The sequence below is a fragment of the Kitasatospora sp. NPDC059146 genome (assembly GCF_042786665.1).
Classification (GTDB): Bacteria; Actinomycetota; Actinomycetes; order Streptomycetales; family Streptomycetaceae; genus Kitasatospora.
Genome location: NZ_JBHZCY010000254.1, coordinates 1 through 2,998, shown reverse-complemented (window position 1 = coordinate 2,998; position 2,998 = coordinate 1). Strand labels below are relative to the sequence as shown.

1 protein-coding gene and 2 pseudogenes are annotated in these 2,998 nt (G+C 71.1%); all 3 read left to right on the top strand.

Annotated features, from left to right (window positions below; translation table 11 throughout):
* A pseudogene (locus ACFXPX_RS43675) lies at window positions 1–162 on the top strand (IS630 family transposase); the annotation flags it as partial.
* Between the two features lie 299 nt (window positions 163–461).
* Window positions 462–2,351: pseudogene (locus ACFXPX_RS43670) on the top strand (DEAD/DEAH box helicase family protein); the annotation flags it as partial.
* Window positions 2,282–2,731, top strand: a complete 450-nt coding sequence (locus tag ACFXPX_RS43665; protein WP_380645101.1) for a helicase associated domain-containing protein — start codon at window positions 2,282–2,284, stop codon at window positions 2,729–2,731. The pseudogene ACFXPX_RS43670 and the gene ACFXPX_RS43665, both read left to right, overlap by 70 nt.
* Window positions 2,732–2,998: the final 267 nt, after the last annotated feature.

The following is a 2,998-nucleotide window of genomic DNA, read 5'->3' as shown; positions in this document are numbered from 1 at the left end:
CGCGGCGTCCACCGCTCCGTCCAGGCCCTCGAACGCGACATCCGCGCCTGGGTCGCCGACTGGAACACCGACCCCCGGCCCTACGTCTGGACCAAAACCGCTGACCAGATCCTCGAATCCCTCGCTGGATACATCCGACGGATCAAGGACTCAGGACACTAGGGCAGTTCCTCGACTGGCGGGTTCGATGCCGCCGAGTGGTCCCAGCGGGTCGCGGACCACCACGGTGACGTGACCGAGGCGATGCGCGAGTGGCTGGTGGAGACCGGCCGCGCCGTTGAGGACGCCGACATCGCCTACTGGAAGTCCGCAGTTGGGTGCCGCCCGAGCAGCAGTAGAGAGTCCGGTCGGCCTCTCCCCATCCATGACCTGGCCCCGAGGAGGGGCCGCCCGCCCCGACCCTCCCACAGCACCAGCCCACACCGTCCCGCCGTCTCAACATCCGAAGGAGAAGCACCGCCGTGGAGACCACCACCGCCACCGCCGAGCAGAACGTGCCGGCCGCGTTCCGCGCCGCAGCCGGGCAGCCGGTCCCGGCGCAGCCGTCCGGCACCGCTGCGGTGAACCCGTTGCCGTTGCAGTGGTTCCAGAAGGACGCGGTGGCGGCCGCGGTGCGCGAGGTGAAGGACGGCGGCCGAGCGACGGTGGTTGCGGCGACCGGCTCGGGCAAGACGCTGATCGCGGCTGGCTGCGCGCGGCGCGTGGCGGCGAAGGGTCGGGTGCTGGTGCCGACGATCGAGTTGCTGGAGCCGACCGCCGAGGCGTGGTCGCTGCGGGGCGGTCGCCGGGGGCTGGCGGTCGTGGAGTGTTCGCGGGAGGAGGCGCTGGAGAGCGCGGAAGCCGGCGGCCGGATCCACGCCGAGGTGACCACGCAGGCGGCCCGGCTCACCGACCTGGTCAACGGCGCCCCCGACAACCAGCCGGTCACCGTGTACGCCACCTACGCCTCGCTGGAGCGCATAGTCCAGGCCCACCGCGACTTCGGCCTGCCCGCGTGGGACCTGGTGGTCATCGACGAGGCGCACCGCACCGCCGGCGCCGAAGGGAAGGTGTGGGCCGCGGTCCACGACGACGCTCAGGTCCCGGCGAAGCGCTGGCTGTACTTCACCGCCACCCCGCGGATCGCCGACGACCGGCGCGCGAAGGACGGCCTGGCCGACCTCACCGACGCCGACGGCCAGGCGCTGCCCGTGCTCTGCTCCATGGACTCGGAGGCGATCTACGGCAAGACCTGCTTCACCTGGACCCTCGGACAGGGCATCGAGCACGGTTACCTCGCCGACTACCGCGTCCTCGTACTGGTGGTCACCGACGAGGTCCTGCGCGAGCTGCTCAATCTCCCAGCCGTTGCCGACCTCCGCACCCAGCGCAGCAACGAGGAACTGCTGCGCCTGGCCCTGCAGATCGCCGTGCTACGCGCGATCGCCGACCTTGAGCTGCGCAAGGTCATCACCCTTCACTCCGGGGTGTCGGCGGCGAGGGAGTTCGCCGGCACCCTGCTGGAGACTGCGGAGCTGCTGGACGACAAGGACCGCCCGGAGCGGATCTGGGCGAAGGCGGTCGCCGGCACCGACCGCCTTCGCGACCGCCGCGCCGCCTTCACCGAGTTCAAGGCCCACACCGGCGAGGACGGCGAGGAGTGCGGCATCCTCGCCAACGCCCGACCCCTGTCGGAGGGCATCGACGTCAGAAGCGTGGACTCGATCGTTTTCAGCGATCCGAAGTCGAGCGTCATCGACATCGTCCAGGCCGTCGGCAGGGCGCTGCGCCAGTCCTACCGGCAGGGCAAGGTGTCCTGGGTCATCATCCCGGTGTACCTGCCGACGCCTGAGGTCGGCGACGACACCGCGGCGGCCGATCCGTCCGAGGTCCACGACGACGGCGAGGCCGACGCCGAGATCGAGGCGTCCTCCTTCCGCACCATCTGGTGGGTCCTACGCGCCCTCGCTGCGTACGACGCCCGGGTGGTCGGCCGGATCACCGAACTGCGTGCCTCCCGTTCGCAGGGCACCGCGCACACCACCGTGGCCAAGCCGGCCGAGGGCGAGGCCGCCGGGGCCGGGGAGGGCGACCAGCAGCCGGCCCTGGTGGAGTCGTCGATCGAGCGGTTGCGGATCAACGCGAAGCAGCACGCGGCGCAGATCCTGCAGACCGTGAAGCTGCGCGCGTTCAACTCGCGCGCGGTCGAGTGGCAGCGGATGCACGCCGTCGCCGCCAGGTTCCACATCGAGCACGGCCACCTCGACCCCACCGACAAGACAAAGCACGCGAAGCTGATCTCCTGGCTCACTCGCCAGCGCCACCTGAACGGCCAAGGCCTGCTCGACCCGGCCCGCGTCTCGGAGCTGGACGCACTCGGCATGATCTGGTCGAAGAACGCCAACGCCTGGGAACGCGGCTACCCTACGCCGCCGCGTTCCACCACCAGCACGGCCACCTGGCGGTCCCGGCGGCCGCGAAGCTGGACGACTACGCGGTGGGTGCGTGGATGCGCCGCCAGCGCAAGGCCGACAACCTCACCACCGACCAGGTGCCAAGCTCAACGGCCTGGACGAGCTGTGGCGCCTGGAGCCGGACTGGAACCGCTCCTACCGCCGACTGCTCGCCTACCTCGCCGCCGGCAGCACCCTCGACGGCCCCGCCAACCGTACCGGCTTCGGCGACGACCAGGCCTTCCGGCCTGGCGCGTGGCTGCGCAAGCAGGACAGGGCCCGCGCCGAGGGCAAGTTGACCCAGCAACAGGCCGCGCTCCTGAACGCGCTCCCCCGGCATGCCGAGGCCCACGAGCACCTTGGCCTCGCCTTCCCCGTCCACGACTTCACCGCCGCCTGGGACAGCGTGCGAGCCCACGCCGAGCAGGCGCTCCTCACCCTGCAGGAGGGGCTGCAGGCGGCCCGGCCCGCCTAGTAGTGCTTTGTTAGGTCGGGGCTGGTCTTGGTCTGGGCAGTGGTCGCTGGCAGGTCGGGCATGTGCCGTTCCAGGTGGCCAGGAGGTGTTG